The organism is Microcella flavibacter, from assembly GCF_012530535.1.
GTDB classification, from domain to species: Bacteria; Actinomycetota; Actinomycetes; order Actinomycetales; family Microbacteriaceae; genus Microcella; species Microcella flavibacter.
In genome coordinates this window covers 66,594-85,465 of the sequence record NZ_CP051299.1, presented here as the reverse complement: position 1 = coordinate 85,465, position 18,872 = coordinate 66,594, and the positions used below count along the sequence as shown (strand labels likewise).

At 74.9% G+C, this 18,872-nt stretch carries 16 protein-coding genes; 6 read left to right on the top strand and 10 right to left on the bottom strand.

Features of this window, described 5'->3' with window-relative positions; all coding sequences use genetic code 11:
• Positions 1-74: 74 nt before the first annotated feature.
• The 5 genes from HGB54_RS00380 to HGB54_RS00360 all read left to right on the top strand — a co-directional run bounded on the left by HGB54_RS00380 (position 75) and on the right by HGB54_RS00360 (position 5,512).
• Positions 75-1,130: a siderophore-interacting protein gene (locus HGB54_RS00380; RefSeq protein ID WP_168914696.1), complete on the top strand. Its 1,056-nt coding sequence runs from the start codon at positions 75-77 to the stop codon at positions 1,128-1,130.
• Positions 1,127-2,191 carry a FecCD family ABC transporter permease gene (locus tag HGB54_RS00375; protein ID WP_168914695.1) on the top strand — a complete coding sequence of 355 codons (1,065 nt, stop codon included), beginning with the start codon at positions 1,127-1,129 and terminating at the stop codon, positions 2,189-2,191. The genes HGB54_RS00380 and HGB54_RS00375 overlap by 4 nt, the downstream gene beginning before the upstream one ends.
• Positions 2,192-2,231: 40 nt before the next feature.
• Positions 2,232-3,434: a FecCD family ABC transporter permease gene (locus HGB54_RS00370; RefSeq protein ID WP_168914694.1), complete on the top strand. Its 1,203-nt coding sequence runs from the start codon at positions 2,232-2,234 to the stop codon at positions 3,432-3,434.
• Positions 3,431-4,351 carry an ABC transporter ATP-binding protein gene (locus HGB54_RS00365; protein ID WP_168914693.1) on the top strand — a complete coding sequence of 307 codons (921 nt, stop codon included), beginning with the start codon at positions 3,431-3,433 and terminating at the stop codon, positions 4,349-4,351. Before HGB54_RS00370 ends, HGB54_RS00365 begins: the two co-directional genes overlap by 4 nt.
• A gap of 138 nt (positions 4,352-4,489) precedes the next feature.
• Positions 4,490-5,512, top strand: coding sequence for an iron-siderophore ABC transporter substrate-binding protein (locus HGB54_RS00360; protein WP_168914692.1), 1,023 nt, complete (start codon positions 4,490-4,492; stop codon positions 5,510-5,512).
• A gap of 582 nt (positions 5,513-6,094) precedes the next feature.
• Here HGB54_RS00360 and HGB54_RS00355 read toward each other — a convergent pair.
• The 7 genes from HGB54_RS00355 to hemE are packed head-to-tail and all read right to left on the bottom strand — an operon-like array spanning position 6,095 to position 13,717.
• Positions 6,095-7,462 (bottom strand): glutamate-1-semialdehyde 2,1-aminomutase, encoded by a 1,368-nt coding sequence (locus tag HGB54_RS00355; RefSeq protein WP_168914691.1) that lies wholly within the window; start codon positions 7,460-7,462, stop codon positions 6,095-6,097.
• Positions 7,459-8,445: a porphobilinogen synthase gene (hemB, locus tag HGB54_RS00350; RefSeq protein WP_168914690.1), complete on the bottom strand. Its 987-nt coding sequence runs from the start codon at positions 8,443-8,445 to the stop codon at positions 7,459-7,461. The genes HGB54_RS00355 and hemB overlap by 4 nt, the downstream gene beginning before the upstream one ends.
• Positions 8,442-9,383: a hydroxymethylbilane synthase gene (gene hemC / locus HGB54_RS00345; protein ID WP_228545855.1), complete on the bottom strand. Its 942-nt coding sequence runs from the start codon at positions 9,381-9,383 to the stop codon at positions 8,442-8,444. Before hemC ends, hemB begins: the two co-directional genes overlap by 4 nt.
• Positions 9,380-10,651: a ferrochelatase gene (locus HGB54_RS00340; protein WP_168914689.1), complete on the bottom strand. Its 1,272-nt coding sequence runs from the start codon at positions 10,649-10,651 to the stop codon at positions 9,380-9,382. Before HGB54_RS00340 ends, hemC begins: the two co-directional genes overlap by 4 nt.
• Complete coding sequence (hemQ, locus tag HGB54_RS00335) at positions 10,648-11,301, bottom strand: hydrogen peroxide-dependent heme synthase (RefSeq protein WP_323740670.1); 654 nt, start codon at positions 11,299-11,301, stop codon at positions 10,648-10,650. Before hemQ ends, HGB54_RS00340 begins: the two co-directional genes overlap by 4 nt.
• The gene (locus HGB54_RS00330) at positions 11,298-12,632 is read right to left on the bottom strand and encodes a protoporphyrinogen/coproporphyrinogen oxidase (RefSeq protein ID WP_168914688.1); all 1,335 of its coding nucleotides are present in this window, start codon (positions 12,630-12,632) and stop codon (positions 11,298-11,300) included. The genes hemQ and HGB54_RS00330 overlap by 4 nt, the downstream gene beginning before the upstream one ends.
• Complete coding sequence (gene hemE / locus HGB54_RS00325) at positions 12,629-13,717, bottom strand: uroporphyrinogen decarboxylase (RefSeq protein ID WP_168914687.1); 1,089 nt, start codon at positions 13,715-13,717, stop codon at positions 12,629-12,631. The genes HGB54_RS00330 and hemE overlap by 4 nt, the downstream gene beginning before the upstream one ends.
• 170 nt (positions 13,718-13,887) lie before the next feature.
• Between hemE and HGB54_RS00320 the strand changes: the two genes are divergently transcribed.
• A complete protein-coding gene (locus tag HGB54_RS00320) occupies positions 13,888-15,195 on the top strand; it encodes a glutamyl-tRNA reductase (protein WP_168914686.1) in 1,308 nt (435 codons plus the stop codon).
• On the opposite strand, the gene HGB54_RS00315 is transcribed toward HGB54_RS00320, so the two are convergent.
• From HGB54_RS00315 to HGB54_RS00305, 3 genes are all read right to left on the bottom strand, one after another.
• Positions 15,192-15,629, bottom strand: a complete 438-nt coding sequence (locus HGB54_RS00315; RefSeq protein ID WP_168914685.1) for a pilus assembly protein CpaE — start codon at positions 15,627-15,629, stop codon at positions 15,192-15,194. The two genes, HGB54_RS00320 and HGB54_RS00315, sit on opposite strands and share 4 nt — an antisense overlap.
• A gap of 91 nt (positions 15,630-15,720) precedes the next feature.
• The gene (locus tag HGB54_RS00310) at positions 15,721-16,521 is read right to left on the bottom strand and encodes a hypothetical protein (protein ID WP_168914684.1); all 801 of its coding nucleotides are present in this window, start codon (positions 16,519-16,521) and stop codon (positions 15,721-15,723) included.
• Between the two features lie 120 nt (positions 16,522-16,641).
• Complete coding sequence (locus tag HGB54_RS00305) at positions 16,642-18,597, bottom strand: hypothetical protein (RefSeq protein ID WP_168914683.1); 1,956 nt, start codon at positions 18,595-18,597, stop codon at positions 16,642-16,644.
• Positions 18,598-18,872 lie beyond the last annotated feature (275 nt).

The following is an 18,872-nucleotide window of genomic DNA, read 5'->3' as shown; positions in this document are numbered from 1 at the left end:
CGAAGGTTTCGTGGAGACTATTCCCAGGGCATCCCGACTCGCGCCCACGGCCGGGGTTCCTGCATACTTAGGTAATGCTTACCTCACCCTCGACCGCGATCGACGGCGCTGCGACGCCCGTCGACGGGGCCGTCGTCGAGCCGGCCGTCGAGGCTGCCGTCGAGTACCCGGCCTACCGCCCCTTCGCCGCGGTCGTCGAGCGGGTGCTGCCGCTCAGCCCCCACCTCGTGCGGGTGACGTTCTCGAGCTCCGACTTCGCGGTGTTCGCGCCGACGGGCCTCGACCAGCGCATCAAGCTCGTGCTGCCCCTCGAGGGCGGCGGGATGCCCGATCTGGGCCAGCACGACGAGCAGTGCATCCGCGACGGCAGCTGGTACGCCCGCTGGCGCGCGCTGCCCGAGGGCGAGCGGCCCGCGTTCCGCACGTACACGGTGCGCAGCATCCGCCCCGAGCGCGGGCAGCTCGACGTCGACATGGTGCTGCACCCGCCGGCAGTCGGAGCCGTGGACGGGCCCGCCGCCGCCTGGCTGCGCCGGGCATCCGTCGGCGACGCCGTCGTCATCGTCGGCCCCGACGCCCGCACCGCCGACCCGACCGTCGGCTGCGACTGGCGCCCCGGCGCCGCGCGCCACCTGCTGCTCGTCGGCGACGAGACCGCCCTGCCCGCCATCTGCTCGATCATGGAGTCGCTCGAGCCGGGCGTCACCGCGCAGTCCTTCATCGAGGTGCCGTCGAGCGCCGACATCCAGAACGTGGTTCCGAAGGGCGCCTCGCGCATCGCCTGGCTCGCCCGCGATGCGGGCTGCGAGACCGCGCGCGGCTTCGAGGCCGTCGCCCCGCGCGGCGAGCTGCTCATGCAGGCCGTGCGCGGCTGGCTGCCGCGGCACACCGCCGAGCTCGCGAGCGTCGTGCGCTCGACCCCGGACGCGCTCGACGACGTCGACGTCGACTCCGAGCTGCTCTGGGACAGCCCCGTCGACCCGACCACGGGCGACTTCTACGCGTGGATCGCGGGCGAGGCGGGCAGCGTCAAGCTGCTGCGCCGCCACCTCGTCAGCGAGGTCGGCGTCGCCCGCACCAACGTCGCCTTCATGGGCTACTGGCGGCACGGCCGCAGCGAAGGGCAGTGAGCGGGGGCAGCCCCGCGCTCGCCCCGCCCGCTCCGGCGCTGCGGCGACCGGGGGGAGGTGCGCGCCGCCTGCTCGGCGTCGGCGCGCTCGTCGGCGGCCTGCTCATCGCCGTCGCGCTGAGCCTCGCGGTGGGGGCGCGGGCGACCGACCCGATCGTCGCCGTGCTCGCGCTCGTCGACCCCGCGGCGCTCGGCCCCGACTCCGTCGACGCCGTCGTGGTGCGCGAGCTGCGCATCCCCCGCACCGTCATCGGCCTGCTCGCGGGCGCCGCCCTCGGCGTCGCCGGCATCGTCATGCAGGGCGTCACCCGCAACCCCATCGCCGACCCGGGCCTGCTCGGCGTCACGGCGGGCGCCTCGTTCGCCGTCGTGCTCGGCATCGCCGTCGCGGGCGTCACCTCGGTGCTCGCGCTCGCCGGCTTCAGCCTGCTCGGGGCGCTCGGCGCGGCCTCGCTCATCGCCGCGATCGCCGCGACCTCGCGCGTCGGCAGCGATCCGGCGCTGCTCGTCGTCGCGGGCGCCGCCGTGACCGCCGGCCTCACCTCGCTCACGACCCTCGTGCTGCTGAGCGATCCCGAGACCCTCGACCGCTACCGCTTCTGGACGGTCGGCTCGCTCACCGGGCGCAGCCTCGACGGCGCGCTCGCGCTCTCGCCGCTCATCGTCGTCGGCATCGTCGGCGCCGCCCTGCTCGCCCGCGCGCTCGACGCGCTCGCACTCGGCGACGACGTGGCCCGCGGGCTCGGGTTCCGCCTCGCGCCCACCCGCGCCGCCGCGATCGCGACGATCGTCGTGCTCGCCGGCGCCGCGACCGCCATCGCCGGGCCCATCGTGTTCGTCGGCCTCGTCGGGGCGCACGCCGCCCGCGTCGCCGTCGGCGGCTCGCACCTCGCGCGCATACCGGTCGCCGCCCTCGCCGGCGCCGCCCTCGTGCTCGTCGCCGACATCATCGGCCGCCTCGTCGTGCCGCCCGGCGAGCTCGAGGCCGGCATCGTCGTCGCCGCGCTCGGAGCCCCGCTGCTCATCCTGCTCGTGCGCTCGCGCGAGGGGCTGCGCGCATGACGCCCGCGCGCATCGTCCCCTCCGCTCCGGCGGTGCTCCCGTGACCGGCGTGCTCGCGCGCGGCGCCGCCCACCCGCCCGCGCTCGACCCGCGGCCGCCCGCCGCCGTCGACCGGGCGCACCTGCCCGCCGCCTGCCTCGCCACCATCGCCGCCATCGAGCACGGGCGCCGCCGCGACGGCCGCCGCCGCGCGCTCGTCGCGGGCGCGCTCGGCCTCGTCATCCTGCTGAGCGGGATGCTCGCGCTCGCGCTCGGCGCCGTGCCCCTCCCCCCTGACGAGGTCGTCGCCGGGCTGCTCGGACTCGACGGCGCGGGCGGCGCGCAGTTCATCGTGCAGGGCGTGCGGCTGCCGCGCCTGGCCCTCGCCCTCGTCGTGGGGGCCGCGCTCGGCCTCGCCGGAGCCCTGCTGCAGTCGGTCGTGCGCAACCCCCTCGCGAGCCCCGATATCGTGGGCGTCACCGGCGGCGCCTCCGCCGCGGCCGTGCTCGCCCTCGGCGCCGGCCTCGTCGGCACGGCCGTGACGGGCGCCGCCCTCGTCGGAGCGCTCCTCGCCACCGCGCTCGTGCTGCTCGCGAGCGGCCGCGGCGTCAGCGGCGCGCGCTTCGTCGTGATCGGCATCGCCGTCGCCTTCCTCGCCAACGGCATCGTCGGCTACGCGCTCACCCGCGCCACCCTCACCCAGGCCGAGAGCGCCTACTTCTGGCTCGTCGGATCGGTCGGATCGCCGTCGTGGGAGAAGGTCGCCATCGTCGGGGGCACCCTCGCGGTCTCCGGCCTCGTGCTCGTCGCCGCGCGGCGCCCGCTCGCCGCGCAGGCGCTCGACGACGGCTCGGCGCGCGCCCTCGGCGCGCGGCCCGTCAGCACCCGGGTGGGCGCGATGGTGCTGTCGAGCATCCTGGCCGCCGCCGCGGTCTCGGTCGCCGGGCCGATCGCCTTCGTCGCCTTCGCCGCCGGCCCGATCGCGCGCGGGCTGCGCGGCCGCGGCCCCGCCCTCGGCACCGCCGCGCTCGTCGGGGCGGCCGTCGTCGTCGTCGCCGACCTCGTCGCGCAGCACCTCGTGCCGGGGGTGTTCCAGCCGCCGGTCGGCCTCATCACCGGGGCCGCGGGCTCGATCGTGCTGCTCGTGCTGCTCGTGCGCGGCGGGCGCGGATCCGGCGGCGACTCCGTGCGCTCGGCCGGCCGCGCCCGGACGCGCCCGACCGGTTCGCGCCCCATCTCCTCCGGGAAGGACCCCCGCTCATGAGCCCCACCGCCCGTCGCGCCGCCGCGAGCCCGACCGCCTCCCCCGCCGCGCCCGCCGCCGGCGGCGCCGTGCCCGTCTCCGCGCTCGACCTGCTGCACGCCGCCGCGGGCGAGGACGCCGCCGCGCCCGTGCTGCGCGCCGAGGCGCTGCAGCTCGCCTACGGCGCGCGCACCGTCGTCGGCGCCGGCGAGGGCGTCGACCTCGAGATCGCTCCGGGCCGGCTGACGGCGCTCGTCGGGGCGAACGGCAGCGGCAAGTCGACCCTGCTGCGCGGCCTCGCCCGCCTGCTCGCGCCGCAGGCCGGCCGCGTGACGCTCGACGGCGTCGACGTGGCCCGCATCCCGAGCCGGCGCATCGCGCGCGCGATCGGGGTGCTGCCGCAGTCGCCGATCGCTCCCGAGGGCATCCGCGTCGCCGAGCTCGTCGCGCGCGGACGCTACCCGCACCAGGGGATCTTCCGCGGGCGCCGCAGCGACGACGACCTCATCGTCGCCGCCGCGCTCGAGGCGACCGACGCCATGGAGCTCGTCGACCGGCGCGTCGACGAGCTGAGCGGCGGCCAGCGGCAGCGGGTCTGGATCGCGATGGCGCTCGCGCAGCAGCCGCGCATCCTGCTGCTCGACGAGCCGACGAGCGCGCTCGACATCGCTCACCAGGTCGAGGTGCTCGACGTGCTGCGGGCCGAGGTCGCCCGCGGGATGACCGTCGTGCTCGTCATCCACGACCTCACCCTCGCCGCCCGCTACGCCGACGACCTCGTCGTCATGGCCGACGGCGCGATCATCGCGCGCGGGGCGCCCGGCGCGGTGCTCACGGGCGAGGTCGTGCAGCGGGCCTTCGGGGTCGAGGCGCGGGTGCTCGAGGATCCGGACACGGGTCGGCCGGTCATCCTGCCGCGATCGCAGCCGGCGGAGTAGCGGCGCGGGCGGGCGGGCGGCCGACGAGCGGCGCCGCCTGAGCGGTCGCCCGGTTGTCCGGCGCTGATCGCGTGGTAAGGTAAGGCTATCCTTATCACTCGCCGGCGCCCCGCCTGCCCGCCTTCCAGGAGTCACCCCGTGCTCACCCCCGTCCGCCGCACCGCGGCAGCCCTCGTCGCGGTCGCCGCGCTCGCCCTCGCCGGCTGCTCCCCCGCCGCCGACACCGACGCCGGATCGACCGGCGCCGACGACGCCGCGTTCCCCGTCACCATCAGCCACGCCTTCGGCGAGACCGAGATCACCGAGGCGCCCGAGCGGGTCGTCACCTGGGGCTGGGCCACGGCCGACGCCGCCATCGCCCTCGGCGTGACCCCCGTGGCGATGCCGTTCCAGGCCTACGGCGGCGACGAGGAGGGCATCCTCCCCTGGGTCGCCGAGGCGCTCGAGGAGTCGGGCGACGCGACGCCGACCATCCTGACCAACACCGGCAGCGACGTGCCCTTCGAGGAGATCGCGGCCGCCGACCCCGACATCATCCTCGCCCACTACTCAGGGCTGACCGAGGAGCAGTACGACACCCTGAGCGAGATCGCCCCCGTCGTGGCCTACCCCGACGAGCCGTGGTCGACGCCGTGGAAGGACATCGTCACCATCACCGGCGAGGCCCTCGGCCTGCAGGACGAGGCCGCGACCGTGCTCGACGACATCGAGCAGCAGATCGCCGACGCCGCCGCCGCGCACCCCGAGTTCGAAGGCCTGACCCTCGCGACCGCCTGGGACAGCGCCGCCGGCACCTTCTACGTCTACGCGGATGAGGACCCGCGCGTCGAGTTCATGCTCGACCTCGGCTTCGTCAACGCCCCGGCCGTCGACGAGCTCGACACCGACGAGTCGCCGTTCTACTTCACCCTCTCGTACGAGCGCGTGAGCGAGCTCGTCTCGGACGTGCTCGTCGTCTACGGCACCGACGAGGCCGAGGCCGATCTCGTGACCGAGGGCGCCTACGCCGCCTCGCTGCCCGCCGTGCAGGAGGGCGCCATCGCCCGCCTGATCGGCGAGGACTTCATCTCCTCCGTCTCGCCCCCCACCGCGCTCTCGCTGTCGTGGGGTCTCGACGAGGTCGTCGACCAGCTGGCCGCGGCGGTCGCCGCCCGCGGCTAGCCACCGACCGGGCCGGCGTGTCAGCGCCGAGCCCACCACCAGGCCGAGGGGCCCGCGGATCGCCGTCCTGCGGGCCCCTCACGGCGTCCGCGTCCGCACGCGGGCGGCAGAGACAGTGCGCGGTGCGCGTTCTCCGGTCTGCGGTCTGCGGTCTGCGCCACGGCGGCATCGCCGCTCCCGTCGCACCGCTCCCCCCGCACTGTGCGCGAACTCCTGCATTCCTGCTGGTGAGGGGCGGGATGCTCCCGCCCGCGTGCGGCGCAGCCCCCGTTCGGCAGGAGCACGCGCACACCAGCTCGTCCGCCGCCGCGTCCCCGCGGCGCCAGTAACTCGTCCGCCGCCGCGCTCTCGTTCAAGCCGGTGCGCCGCGACTCACACGCGCGAGCCGGCCGGCTGACGTGGGTAAGCGTGCGGCAACTCCTGCATTCCTGCCGCTCACGGGCGGAATGCTCCCGCCGGCGCGCGGCGCAGCCCCCGATCTGCAGGAGTTGCGGCACACCCCGGGCCGGTTGGTGCCGGGCGTCGCCCTGCGACGGGCGCCGAGCCGGCGCGACAACCCGCGGCGCGCGACGACCCGCGGCGCTACAGCGCCGGCGTCGCCGCCGCGGCGGCCTTCGCCGCCGGGCCGGCCGCGGCGAGCACGCGCTCGATGGCGGCGTCGTCGTGGGCGGCCGAGACGAACCAGGCCTCGTAGACGCTCGGGGGCAGCGAGACGCCGTGCTCGAGCATCGCGTGGAAGTACGGGCCGAAGCGCCAGGTGTGCTGATCCTGAGCCTGCGCGTAGTTCTGCGGAGCATCCGGCCGGAAGAAGATCGAGAACTGCGAGCCCGCCCACGCGACGGTGTGCTCGACGCCCTCGGCGCTCAGCGCGGCGGAGAGGCCGTCGGCGATCGCGTGCGCGGTCTGCGGCAGGCGCTCGTAGACATCGGGGCCGGCGCCGCGCAGCATGGCGGCGCCCGTCGCGACGGCGACCGGATTGCCGCTCAGCGTGCCCGCCTGGTAGACCGGGCCGAGCGGGGCGAGCAGGTCGAGGATCTCGGCGCGACCGCCGAGCCCCGCGAGCGGCAGGCCGCCGCCGATGATCTTGCCGAAGGTCGTGAGGTCGGCGTCGTAGCCGGAGCCCGCGGCCTCCTCGAGACCCCACCAGCCGGCCGCGGTCGAGCGGAAGCCCGTCATGACCTCGTCGACGATGAGCAGCGCGCCGTGCGCCCGCGCGGTCTCGCCGAGCAGGCGGTTGAAGCCCGGCTTCGGCGGCACGACGCCCATGTTGGCGGCGGCGGCCTCGGTGATGATCGCGGCGATCCGGTCGCCGTGGAGGGCGAAGACCTCCGCGAGGGCATCCTCATCGTTGTAGGGGATGACGATCGTCTGGGCGGCCGTCTCGGGCGTGATGCCCGCCGACCCGGGGATGCCGAGCGTCGCGATTCCCGAGCCCGCCTCCGACAGCAGCGAGTCGGAGTGGCCGTGGTAGTGCCCGGCGAACTTCACCAGCAGCGGCCGGCCGGTGGCGCCGCGCGCGAGGCGGATCGCCGTCATGGTCGCCTCGGTGCCGGTCGAGACGAGGCGCAGCTTCTCGATGCCGCGGCGCTCCGCCGGTCCGTCCCCGCCGAGGGTCAGCCGGTCGAGCACGAGCTCGGCGAGCTCGACCTCGCCGGTGGACGAGGCGCCGAAGCCGAGCCCGCGGGCGACGGCCTCGTGGGCGGCGGCGATGACGTCGGGATGCGCGTGCCCGAGCAGCGCCGGACCCCACTGGCCCACCAGGTCGACGTACTCGGTGCCCTCGACGTCGACGACGTACGGCCCGTGGCCGCTCGCGAGGAAGACGGGCGTGCCGCCGACGGAGCGGAAGGCGCGCACGGGCGAGTTGACGCCGCCGGGCGTGACGACGAGCGCGCGCTCGAAGGCCTCGGCGTTCGTCGTGGGGGTGCGGCCGGAGATGAAGCGGGTCATGTGACGAGTCCCTTGGTGACGAGGTCGAGGGCCGCGTAGCTCAGCACGGCGTCGGCGCCCGCGCGGCGGATGGAGGTGAGGGCCTCGAGCTGGGCGCGGTCGCCGTCGATCCAGCCGTTCTGCGCCGCGGCGGCGATCATCGCGTACTCGCCCGAGACCATGTAGGCCCACACGGGTACGGGCGAGATGTCGGCGACCTGCCGCAGCACGTCGAGGTACCCGAGCGCGGGCTTCACCATGACGACGTCGGCGCCCTCGTCGAGATCGAGCATCGCCTCGCGCACGCCCTCGCGCCCGTTGCCGGGGTCGAGCTGGTAGGTGCGGCGGTCGCCGACGAGGGCCGACTCGACCGCGTCCCGGAAGGGGCCGTAGAAGGCGGAGGCGTACTTCGCCGAGTAGGCGAGCAGGGCGACGTCGGTGAAGCCGGCCGCGTCGAGGGCGGCGCGGGCGACCGCGGTCTGGCCGTCCATCATGCCGCTGAGCCCGAGCAGCTGACTGCCGGCCTCGGCCTGCGCGACGGCCATGTCGGCGTAGCGCTCGAGGGTGGCGTCGTTGTCGACCCGGCCCTGAGCATCCAGCACGCCGCAGTGGCCGTGGTCGGTGAACTCGTCGAGGCAGAGGTCGGTCTGCACCACGAGGGCGTCGCCGACCTCGGCCGCGATCGCGCGGGTGGCGGCGTTGAGGATGCCCTCGGGGTCGGTCGCGCCCGAGCCGATCGCGTCGCGCACGGCGGGAACGCCGAAGAGCATGAGCCCGCCGAGCCCGGCCTCAGCCGCCTGGACGCTGAGCGCCTTCAGGCTGTCGAGCGAGTGCTGGTCGACGCCCGGCATCGAGGCGATGGGCTGCGCGGCGTCGAGCCCCTCGCGCACGAAGACCGGCAGCACGAGGTGCCGCGGCCGCAGATCGGTCTCGCTCACGAGGCGCCGCATGGCGGGCGTCGCGCGCAGACGGCGGGGGCGGATGCTCGGCCCGAGATCGTTCATCGTGCGCCTTCCTTCGGCATGAGGTCGGCGGCGCCGTTCTGCAGCAGCTCGTCGACGACGCGGTTCGCAAGATCCTCGGCGGGAGTGCGCGAGTCGTCGACGTACTGGGCGTGCGCGCTCGAGACCTGCTCGCCCTCGGGCGAGTAGACCCGCGCGGCGAGGAACATCATGCCGTCGTCGATGAAGGCGTGGGCGCCGAGCGGCGCCGAGCAGCCGGCCTCGAGCTTGCGCAGCACGGCGCGCTCGGCCTCGACGGCCGTGCGGGTCGAGGCGTGGTCGATGCCGACGAGCGCGCGCTTGAGAGCGCCCGAGACGTCGGCGCGGGTCTCGACGGCGAGCGCGCCCTGCCCGGGCGCGGTCGGCCAGCCGTCGATGCCGAGATGCTCGGTCACGACGCCTTCGCGCCCGATGCGCTCGAGCCCGGCGGCGGCGAGGATGACGGCGTCGAGGTCGTGCTCGACGCCCTCCTTGTCGCCCAGCACGCGCGCGAGCCGGGTGTCGACATTGCCGCGCATCTCGACGACCTCGAGCTCGGGGAACCGGCGGCGCAGCTGCGCCTGCCGCCGCGGCGAGCCCGTGCCGACGCGCGAGCCCGCGGGCAGGTCCTTCAGCGCCACTCCCCCGGCGACTACGCCCGCATCGCGGGCGTCGGCGCGCTTCGGCACCGCCCCGATGACGAGGTCGGGATGCGGCGCGGTCGGCAGGTCCTTGAGCGAGTGCACGACCACGTCGCACTCCTTCGCCAGCAGCGCCTCGCGCACGGCGACGACGAAGACGCCCGCGCCGCCCATGCTGGCGAGCGGGGCGGTCGAGACGTCGCCCTGCGTCGTGATGGTGACGAGCTCGACCTCCTCGCCCGTGCGGGCCGCGATCGAGTCGGCGACGCGCTGCGACTGCGCGAGAGCGAGCGCACTGCCGCGCGTGCCAAGACGGATCACGGCTGCAGGCCCGAGATGGCGGGCTTGAAGCCCGCGCGCACGTTCTCGCAGCAGCCGGGGCGGCACACGTCGTACCAGGGGCCGAGCTCGGTCTCGCGCGGGCGCTCGCTCTTCGCGGCACCGCGCAGGCGCTCCTCGACGAGGTCGATGAGGCCGCTGACGTAGACGGGGTCGACGCCCGGGGTCGGCACGCGCAGGCCGATGACGCCGTGCTCCTCGCACGTCTCCATCGCCTCCGTGTCGAGATCCCACATGACCTCCATGTGGTCGCTCACGAAGCCGACCGGCACCATGACGATCGCGGTCGCGCCGTCCTTCGCGTGGTCGGCGATGGCGTCGTTGATGTCGGGCTCGAGCCACGGCTGCGTGGGGGGCCCGGAGCGGCTCTGGTAGACGAGCTGCCAGGCGACCTCCGGGATGTCGCCGAGGGTCTCATCGGCCCGCAGCTCGGCGAGCGCCTTGGCCATGATGACCTCGGAGACGGCGGTGTGCTGCGCGGCGTAGGCGCCGCCCTCGCCCCAGTCGACATCCCGCGGACCGCTGCGCTCGGCGTCGGAGGTCGGGATCGAGTGGGTGGCGAAGAGCACCCGCGTGGTGGCGAGGTCGGTGCCGCGTGAGAGCAGGTCGCGCAGAGCATCCACGACGCCCGTCACGAAGGGCGCGACGAAGCCGGGGCTGTCGAAGAACTGGCCCACCTTGTCGATGCGCATCTCGCCCCACAGGCCGGTCGCGTCGAGGGCCTTGGCGAAGTCCTCGCGGTACTGGCGGCAGCTCGAGAAGCTCGAGTAGGCGCTCGTGGCGAGGCCGAGCACGGTGCGGTGGCCGTCGTCGTAGGCCTGCTGCACGGCCTCGGGCAGGTAGGGATCCCAGTTGCGGTTGCCCCAGTAGATCGGCAGGCCCAGCCCGCGGCGGTCGGCCTCGGCCTGCAGGGCCGCCCTAAGCCGGCGGTTCTGCTCGTTGATCGGGCTCACGCCGCCGAAGTGGCGGTAGTGGTGCGCGACCTCCTCGAGGCGCTCGTCGGGGATGCCGCGGCCGCGCGTGACGTTGCGCAGGAAGGGGATGACGTCGTCCTGCCCCTCCGGCCCGCCGAAGCCGGCGAGGATGACCGCGTCGTAGGCGACGGGCTGCTCGACGTGGCCCGGCACGGCGTACTGCTGCGCCGTGTCGGTGGCGGCGCGGGCGAACTGCTCGCCGGGGTATTTGCCGTCGACCAGGTCGACGACGACGGCCTTGCCGTCCTCGCCGAGCGCGTTGTTCGTGATCGTCATCGGATGACCTCCTCGATCTCGTCGACGCCGATGCGCCGACCGGTGTAGAACGGAACCTCTTCGCGCACGTGGCGCCGCGCCTCGGTCGAGCGCAGGTCGCGCATCATGTCGACCAGGTCGAGCAGCTCGTCGCTCTCGAGCCCCAGCAGCCACTCGTAGTCGTTGAGCGCGAAGCTGGCGACGGTGTTGGCGAGCACGCCGGTGAAGGCGCTGCCCTGCTTGCCGTGCTCGGCGAGCATGCCGCGCCGCTCGTCCTCGGGCAGCAGGTACCACTCGTACGAGCGCACGAAGGGGTAGACGCAGAGCCAGCCCCTCGGCTCCTTGCCGAGCATGAAGGCGGGGGCGTGGCTGCGGCTGAACTCGGCCTGCACGTGCACGCCCGTGGCGATCCAGCTCGGCAGCAGGGCGGCGAGCAGGTCGGCGCGGCGGATGGTGCGCACGGCCTGCTGCAGCGCCTGCGGGTCGGGGCCGTGCATCCACACCATGAGGTCGGCGTCGTCGCGCATGCCGCTGACGTCGTAGAAGCCGCGGATGGTGACGCCCGAGGCCTCGACCTCCTTGACGGCGCGCTCGACGCCGCCGCCCATCGCCGGCCGGCGCGGGTCGCGCCGCAGCACGAGATAGGTGGTGTACTCGGTCTGATCGCTCACGATGTCTCCTGCTCCCGGGCGCGGGCGCCCAGTTCTTCGGCGGTGCGATGGGCGTGGTCGATGACGGCGGCGAGGCCGGTTCCGCTGATCTGCTCGCCGACGAGGGGGATGCTCTCGGGCGCCGCGATGCGCCCGGCGCGCTGCCACGTCGTGACGGCGCCCTCGACGAGCTGCGCCCGGGTCAGCCGCACCCCCAGCAGGGCGGAGGCGTCGGCGAGCGCCTCGTCGACGTCGGGCGCGGACTCGTAGCTGAGCCGCAGCACCTCGCGGCCCTGCGCGGCCGCGCGCACCCAGGCCCACTTGGCGCTGAGGTGCGTGAGCGCGCGGGCCCGCACAGCGGTGCCGCGGGCGACGAGCACGCCGGTGCCGCGCGGGGAGTCGGCGAGGGCCGCGGCGTCGCCGGTGGCGTCGACGACGAGCGTGACGAGGTGCGTCGCGGTCGTGACGGCGGATCGGCCGTCGGCCGGGTCGACGAGGCCGGGCGCGGCGACGACGACCTCGCCGTGGCGCAGCTCGGGGATCGGCTCGCCGTCCTCCCCGTACCGCAGCGACGCGGGATCGGCATCCGGGTCCGCCGCGAGCACGACGTGGTCGGGGTGCACCTCGGCGACCCGCACGCCGTACTCGACGGGCACGCCGTAGCGGTCGAGCTCGGCGAGCAGCGCGTCGACGAGCGTCGCCATGCCGCCCTCGAGCCCGGCGACGAGCGCGCCGGCCGGGGCGTCGACGCGCAGGCGCGTCACGGCGCGGGCGAGCGAGTTCTCCTGCAGCAGGGCGTGCACGAGGCCCGGGGCGGCAGAGACGGGCAGGTCGTCGGGGTGCTTCGAGTGGATCCCCTCGACGACGGGGGCGACGAGGCGCTCGAGGATTCCGTCGCCCATGCGCGTGCGCACGAGCTCACCGAGGGTCGCGGCGTTCGCGCCGCGGGGTCCGGGGAGGACGGCGTCGAGCATCCCGCGCCAGGCGGCCCGTCGCCCGACGACGCGCACGACGTCCTCGGCGAGCGGGGCGGAGGGGATGCCCATGAGGCTCACGCGCGGCAGCGGCACGGTGAGGCCGTCGCGGGCGTGCAGCCACGCGGGGGCGTCGAGCGGCGCGACGATGCGGTCGGCGAGGCCGAGGCGCTCGAGGTAGGCGCGCACGGTGCCGCCGCGGGTCGCGAAGGCCTCGGCCCCCGAATCGAGCGGGATGCCCGCCACATGGTGACGCGCGACCTGGCCGCCCGCGCGGGCGGAGGCCTCGAGCACCCGCACGGTGCGCCCCTGCAGCACGAGCTCGCGCGCGAGCACGAGGCCCGCGACGCCCGCTCCCACCACGAGAGTCTCGGTCATGACCAGCCGTGCTCCGGGGTCGGCGAGGGCTCCTCGCCGTGGATGAGGCGCACGAGGCGGCTGAGCACGTCGGGATCGGTCTCGGGCGGTACGCCGTGGCCGAGGTTGGCCACGTGCGCGGGGGCCTTCTTCCCGGCCTTCAGCACGCCCTCGGCGTGCGCGGCGAGCGCGGGCCACGGCGCGGTCAGCAGCGCCGGGTCGATGTTGCCCTGCAGCGGGATCGCATCGTCGAGCACCGCCGAGGCCTCGTCGAGCGGGGTGCGCCAGTCGATGCCGATCGCGTCGACGCCGAGGCCGGCGATCTCGCGCAGGATGGGCGCGGTGCCGAGCCCGAAGTGGATGCGCGGCACGTCGAACCCGCGCAGGTGATCGAGGGCGCGCTTGGAGTGCGGGGCGACGCGGCGCACGTAGTCGTTCTTCGACACCGAGCCGATCCACGAGTCGAACAGCTGGGCCGCGCTCGCGCCCGACTCGACCTGCGCGCGCAGGAACTCGCCCGTGACGTCGGCGCACCAGTTGAGCAGCCCCGCCCAGGCGTGCGGGTCGGCGTGCATCATGGCCCGGGCGCGCATCTGATCCTTCGACGGCCCGCCCTCGACGAGGTAGGCGGCGAGGGTGAAGGGCGCGCCGGCGAAGCCGATGAGGGGCGTCGTGCCGAGCTGCTCGACCGTGAGGCGCACGGCCTCGCGCACGGGGTCGAGCGCGTCGGGCTCGAGCGGGCGCAGGCGCAGCACGTCGGAGGCGGAGCGGACGGGCGAGTCGATGACGGGGCCGCGCCCGGCGACGATGCGCACGTCGACGCCGGCGAGCAGCACCGGCACGACGATGTCGCTGAAGAAGATGCCCGCGTCGACGCCGTGCCGGCGGACGGGCTGCAGCGTGATCTCGCTCGCCATCTCGGGCGTGAGGCAGGCCTGCAGCATGTCGCCGCCGGCCCGCAGCTCGCGGTACTCGGGCAGCGAGCGGCCCGCCTGGCGCATGAACCACACCGGGGTGCGCTCGGGGCGGTCGCCGCGGAGCGCCCGGACGAGGGCGGAGTCGGCGGTGCGACCGTCGGAGAGGGGGTGTGAGGGCTCGAGCGGCACCCGATAAGGATAGGTGCGCCCGGATGGGAGCCGGATGGGCGCGGGCCGACCGCGCCCGGTGCGCGCGCCGGACGCCCGATCGGCGCGGGAGACCCGCTCATCCGCGCGGTGCGATACCCCGACCCCCTATCGCGAGCGGGCATTCAGCCGGGACCGAATAAACTCTCTCCGTGCTCCTCTGCGTGACGGCGAACCATCGCAACACCCCGTTCGAGATCCTCGAACGGCTCGCCGTCGACGCCGACGCCCTCTCCGCCGCCATCCGGGCCGGCTCGCCCGCCGTGCGCGGGGCCGTCACCGTCGCCACCTGCAACCGCCTCGAGGTCTACCTCGACGCCGACACGCAGCCCGCCGACGCCCACCGCTTCGCCCGCGAGGCCGTCGCCGGCGCTCTGCGCGGGCTCGGCGACGAGCAGGGCGTCGACGTCGCCGGCAGCGCCGACGTGCTCGACGCCAGCGAGGTCGTGCACCACCTGTTCGCCGTCTCGGCCGGCCTCGAGTCGGTCGCCGTCGGCGAGGAGGAGATCGCGGGGCAGGTGCGCCGGGCCGCGCAGGCGGCGCGCGAGAGCGGAGCATCCACCGGTCGACTCGACCGCGTCTTCCAGGAGGCGATCCGCACCGCCCGCGCCGCGCGCGCCCAGGGCGATGCGAGCCGCACCGGCCGCAGCCTCGCCCGCCTCGCGCTCGACCTCGTCGGCAGCCGCCTCGCCGACTGGAGCTCGACCCGCGTCGCCCTCATCGGCACCGGCCGCTACGCCGCCACCACCGTCGCCGCCCTGCGCGACCGGGGCGTCGCCAGCATCGTCGTCTACTCCCCCACCGGCCGCGCCCAGGTCTTCGGCACGCGGCACGGCCTCGAGTGGACGAACGACGTGCGCGAGGCCATGAGCGGCGCCGACGTGGTCGTCACCTGCACGACCCGCTTGAGCGTCGAGGCCGGCGACGTGCCGGTGGATGCTCCGCCGCGCTTCGTCGTCGACCTGGGCCTGCCCCGCAACGTCGACCCCGCCGTCGGCGAGGTCGACGGCGTCACGCTCATCGACCTCGAGACCGTGCGGGTGCACGCGCCGCTCGTGCACTGGTCGGCGGAGGAGGACGCGCGCAGCGTCGTCGATGAGGCCGCGCACTCGTTCGTCACAGCCGCCTCGGTGGAGCCCTCGATCATCGCCCTTCGCCGCCACGTGCTCGACCTCGTCGACGAGGAGATCGCCCGGGCGAAGCGCCGCGGCGACGACGACGGCCGCATCGAGGAGGCCCTGCGCCACCTCACGAGCGTGTTCCTGCACACCCCCTCGACCCTCGCCCGCCAGCACGCCGCCGCGGGCCGCGGGCTCGAGGTCGCCGCCGCGGTCGAGACGCTGTTCGGCATCGACGCCCCGGCGCTGCCGACCTCGACGCGCACGCTGCGGCGCGGACCGGACGGCGTCATCGGCGCCGCAGCCGGCGGCTCCGCGGCCGGCGATGCCGCCTCCGCCTAGGCGCTGACCTTCTCGAGCACGGCGAGCAGCGCGAGACCGTAGGCCTCGGGCGCGGAGACGCTCTCGTAGACGCGTTCGGCGCCCCCGGCGTCTTCCGAGTCGTCGTCAGCCGCCTCGGGGGCGAGCACGACGCGGTAGAGCTCCTGCTCCCGCTCGAGCCGCACGAAGGCGGTGCGCAGCAGGTCGCGCAGCTGGTCCTCGCGCGGCAGCCAGAGCGCGTCGGTGACGTCGACCGAGTCGAGCGCCCACTCGGTGGTGCCGTTGAAGCCGAGCACGGTGCCGGTGGAGTACTCGTGCGGCTCGATCATGAGGTCGCTGATGGTGAAGACGTCGGCGTCGAGCTCGGGGCGGTCGATCTGGAACCGGTCGCCCGAGAGCGGCTTCCATCGCAGACCGGCGTCGCGCAGCTGACGGGCGAGCGAGGTCGAGATCATGCCCGCCAGCGTGTCAGCACGACCCGGGCGGCACCTGTGCGGCGCGGGCCGTGGCCGGCCGGCATCGCCGGGCTCGTGCCGATCGGGCGGATCAGCGCTGACCGGCGCGACGGGCGCGTCCGGCGCCGACGGCGACGAGGAGGGCGGCGCCGCTCAGCAGCAGCACCGCGAGCGGCACGACCGGTGCGGAGCCGGTGCCGTCGGCCGTCTCGCTCGCGAGCGCGAGGGCGGCGGGCTCGATGGCCGTCGAGCCCTCCTCATCCGGGGCGGTGCCGGCGGTCGACGGTGCGGACTCGGTCGGCAGCGCGAGCGTCGGCAGCTCGACGGCGGAGGGCGCGACGGGGGGCGTGGGGGCGCCGTCGGTGGGCGCCGCCGCTGACGGGGCTGCACCGGCGCGCGTCGGCGCGGCAGGATTGTGCGCGGTCGGTGCCGGTGCGGGCGCGACCGGCGCCGCGGCGTCGACGGGCGGCGGGGCGGCCGCCGTGTCGTCGGTCTCGCAGGCGGGGGCGGCGGCGATCGCGATCGTCCACTCGGTGCGGATTCCGGGGGCGAAGCCGCCGAGGTACGGTGCCGCTTCCACGCGCATCGTGCGCGCGTCGGCGATGGGATGCGCGCCCGCGGGCGTCTCGGTGCCGTCGACGAGCCAGATGATCTCGGGGTCGGCGCTGAGCGTGAGGAAGGCGGGCCTGTCGCAGGTCGCCGGCGACGCCGATGCCGATGGCTGGACGGTGACGGTCGGGGGCAGCTCGATGAGGACGTCCTGCGTCTCGTCGATCGGCGCGGCATCGGCGGTGGGGACCGGCCCGAGGCCGACGGAGAGCGTCAGAGCGAGCCCGAGCGCGAGCGTGATGCCGACCGCGGCGGGCGGGGCGACGATGCGGGGCTGCGACACGGGCCGGCTCCTCGAGTAGGGGGTCGATGGCGCCGGGGCGGCGCGGAGGGGGTGGGGCGCTCCCGGCCCCGACGCCCACGAGGGGTGCCGGAGCCGGGAGCGGGTGGTGCGATGGTGCTGCTAGTCCTCGACGGAGGCCGTCTGCGGCCGGCGCAGCAGCACCAGGCCGAGGCCCGCCATCAGGGTGACCAGTCCGGCGATGCCGAGTCCGCCCAGCGCGTCGCTCGGGCCGGTGAGGGCGAGCGTCGGCGGGTCGGTCAGGGCGAGGGTCTGCAGGTCGCCGAGCGGCGTCACGGGGGTCACCGGCGTGACCGGCACCTCCGGGCAGAGCTCGGTGCGCTCGGCGTCGGTCATGGCACGAACACGGTCCTCCGTGGTCTCGACGGTGGCGCCGGCGACCCACTGGCGGTCGACGAGCACGTACGGCGTGGTGCTGACCGTGCGGGTCTCGGTGACCGTCGTGGTGTCGCAGTCGCTGTGGCTGACCGTCCACTCGCCGAGCACCTCGACGGCGGCGGGCTCGAGCTCGACCGGGCAGTACTCGTCGAGCTCAGCATCCGTCATCGGGCGCGTCCGCTCCTCGGAGCTGACGACGGGCTCGCCGAGCACCCAGGCGCGGTCGACGAGCACGTAGGGCGTCGTCGTCGTGGTCTGCGTCTCGGTGACCGTCTCGGTGTCGCAGTCGGTCTCGCTGACGACCCACTCGTCGACGACCTCGAGGGCCTGCGGCTCCAGCTCGACGGGGCAGTACAGGTCGAGCTCGACGTCGGTCATCGGGCGATCCCGCGTCTCGACGGTCTCGACCGGCTCACCGGCGACCCACTCGCGATCGACGAGCTCGTACGACGTCGTAGTGATCGTCCGCGTCTCGGTGACCGTCTCGGTGTCGCAGTCGATGACCGAGACGACCCAGTCGCTGGTCTCGACATCGTCGGCCGGCTGCTCGTCGACCGGGCACTCCTCGATCGTCGCCGCGCGCTCGCTGCTCGGAACCTCGTCGCCGACCTGCGCCTCCGTGCCCAGCACCCAGACGTCGCCATCGAGCACGTACGGCGTCTCGTAGCGGGTCGTCATGACGGTCACGGTGAGCGTCTCGCAGTCCACGACCTCGCGGTCGGCCAGACGCACCTCGGCGGCGGGCTGCTCCGGGATGACCGGTGAGCAGTCGTTGTTCTCCGAGTAGCTCCAGCCGATGCCGAAGCCGTCCAGGTAGAACAGTCCGTCGTGCGGAGCGGTGTCCTTCGGGGCGCCCTTGTACAGGTCGGCCTGCCAGTTGCAGGTCAGGTCGGCCATCAGCGTGTACGAACCGGGGCCGTAGAGGTTGCCCTCACCGGCACCGTCCCGCGGCGCGTGTTCGATGAGGACCTGCTCGTCGTACGGGAGGACCTCACCGCCCGGGAGGTCGTAGGTCGAGAAGTTCACGGGGATCGGGAGGCAGTTCTCCAGACCCGAGATGGTGAACGACGCGGTGCCGACCCCGACGGAGCTCGTGACCGTGGAGGCCGTCATCGTGCAGTCGACCGGGTCGACCACCGGCTCCTCGTCGGTCGGCGGGCAGACGACCGCGGGGTGCTCGATGTCGGGCACGTCCTCGGTGTAGGCGGGCACGTAGTCGGGGTTGTCGACGGTGATCGTCGGCTCGCCGACCGCGGGCTTGGCGGCCTGGCGGTAGAACCAGTTGCCGCCCTTTGCGTCGTTGCCGTTCGAGTACACGCCGTCGGGGCCGGCCTGGCCAGGCGGGATCTCCTTGTCCTGATGGTTCCAGGTGCCGCGGTCGTCGACCGGGTGCGACGGGGCGCCGATGAACGTGCCCTGCTCCTTGTTCGGCGAGAAGTTCTGCCAGATCGAGGGCGTCGCGGCCACGTAGTCCGGGTTCGCGACGGTGATGGTCGGCTCGCCGACCGCCGGGTACTCGATGTCGGGGGTGACCTCGGTGTACGCGTCGGCGGCGATGCAGACGGGGGTCGACGGCCCGGTGGCCGTGGCGGCCGTCGTCGTGACGATCGCACCGCCTAGACCGAGTGCGAGGGCGACCGCGGCAGCTGCCGGGGCCGTGAAGAAACGCTTGCGCAGCATGATGTGCTCCTGGGGTGTGGAGCCGAGCGCGGCCGGGGGGGGCGGGCGCGCCAGGGTTCGGGTGGGTGGTGCTCCGGCGCAGGGGTGCTGCGTCGGCTCTCGCGCATCGCCGCGCGGGAAACGCGAAGGTGCATCGATGGGGTGATCCCGATGATCATCGGGGGACGACGATCATCAGGCGGTGAGCGCGGTGGTTCGGGTAGCGCGGTGGTGCCGGGTGGTGACGGATGGGGGTCCGTCCGATTCCGCGTCTCGGCGAACGTCGGGTGTGCGCG